Annotated in this window: 2 protein-coding genes and 1 pseudogene; 1 reads left to right on the top strand and 2 read right to left on the bottom strand. The window is 69.7% G+C overall.

Translation table 11 applies throughout. The features are described from left to right. Window positions 1–49: 49 nt before the first annotated feature. Together BWR60_RS37550 and BWR60_RS36050 are read right to left on the bottom strand one after the other, a co-directional pair. On the bottom strand, window positions 50–190 hold the full coding sequence (locus BWR60_RS37550) for a hypothetical protein (RefSeq protein ID WP_179222096.1): 141 nt from the start codon (window positions 188–190) through the stop codon (window positions 50–52). A gap of 13 nt (window positions 191–203) precedes the next feature. After that, entirely contained in the window at window positions 204–683 is a 480-nt protein-coding gene (locus BWR60_RS36050) for a hypothetical protein (protein ID WP_144445889.1), read from the bottom strand. A gap of 218 nt (window positions 684–901) precedes the next feature. On the opposite strand from BWR60_RS36050, the pseudogene BWR60_RS36045 reads away from it, so the two are divergent. Further along, window positions 902–1,311, top strand: a pseudogene (locus BWR60_RS36045) (hypothetical protein); the annotation flags it as partial.

Genomic DNA, 1,311 nt, shown 5'->3' with positions numbered 1-1,311 from the left:
GCGCCGCGCGACCGTCCGGCGCCGGGCTTCGGGGGGCGGGGCGGGCGGCTCATGCCGCCGCCTGCCGGCGCAGGATGGCGGCCGGATGGCCGATCGCGACCTCCATCATGCCGGCCGCGCCGGGCCGTGCGTCGCCCGAAACGGCGGCGATCCGCTGCCGGATGAATGCGATCTGCGGATCCACCGCCATGATCTGGCCTTCTTTACTTGATGAAACCGATCGGCGCCCGGCTGGTGGGAACCAATAGATCGATGCAGTGTTCGACCGCTGCGTCCCCCGCCTTGCAAGTCAGCACGTCGTTCAGCAGCACACGGCCGAAATTCCCGCAATCATGACCCGCGATCTCGAACACCTTGACCATGGTCTTGCCCGCGCTCAGCGGTGCCATGTCCACGGCCAGCTGGTCGACGATGATGCCTTTCGGGTCGAAGACCACGAGGTCGAGCTGCAGATTGCTGTAGGTCCGGGCGGTGCCGTTGTGCATGACCATGAAGGCGCGGCAGCCGTTGTTGCCGGGCTCGAGCTTGTTCAGCTCGATGTCGATGGCCTCTTTCGGCGCCGACTCGGCAGCGGGCTTGTCCTGCGCCAAGGCGGGAAAGGTGGCAATCGCGATAAAAAAAGCGAAAAAACGCACCGGGCGAACCCAGGCGAAACGGCGGATTTCAGCGGTTTGTCGCGACATATGGCCTTCCGTCGGTCTGGACTCGCAGGGCGCGCCATGATACCCGCGCCCCCCGTGACCGCAATGAAATGCACTGAGGCGGTCGGTGTTCCCGGTCTTCTCGAGATCGTTCCGGGCCCCGATCGCCGGCGCAGAACGTTGCCCCGTCTCCCGGCGACGCCGGGTGGATTGTGCCTGCAAGGGCTCCACCCCGTGCGCCATGTCAGGGGGAGGCGGGCATGACGTCGAAGGGCCTCCTTCTTCTGTCGATCGCTCTGGTGGGGGCTGCCGCCCTCGGCGGGGCGATCGCGATCGATTCTGCGCGCCCGACACCGCCGCCTGTTGTTGCCGTCGATCTTGCCGGGATCGCGGTCGAACCCGCGCGCGTGCTCGACCCGGCCGAGGCCGCCCGGCCGCAGCCGGCCGTGGCCACGCCGCGGCGCCTGGCCGAGGCGCCGCCGGCCCCTGCCGCCGATTCCGCGGCCAACCCGATGCGGATCCTGTTCGGCTCCGCCTTCGCCGCGGTGCCGCGCCCGGCCGCGGCGCCGAAGCGCTGGAGCTTCAAGCGCGCCCTGGCGGCCCTGGAGAAGGAACCGGTGCCGGCCCTGCCGGTGCGCGGCCGCGACGTGGTCGCGCTCGGCCTCAGCGG

Source organism: Inquilinus limosus, from assembly GCF_002195995.1.
GTDB lineage: Bacteria > Pseudomonadota > Alphaproteobacteria > DSM-16000 > Inquilinaceae > Inquilinus > Inquilinus limosus_C.
Note: the sequence above shows the minus strand (reverse complement) of the source record. Positions and strands in the feature narration are given on the sequence as shown.

Excerpts from the sequence above, each read along its gene's own strand:
- BWR60_RS37550 (WP_179222096.1), bottom strand. The coding sequence starts at position 190 with ATGGCGGTGGATCCGCAGATCGCATTCATCCGGCAGCGGATCGCCGCC.
- BWR60_RS36050 (WP_144445889.1), bottom strand. The coding sequence starts at position 683 with ATGTCGCGACAAACCGCTGAAATCCGCCGTTTCGCCTGGGTTCGCCCG.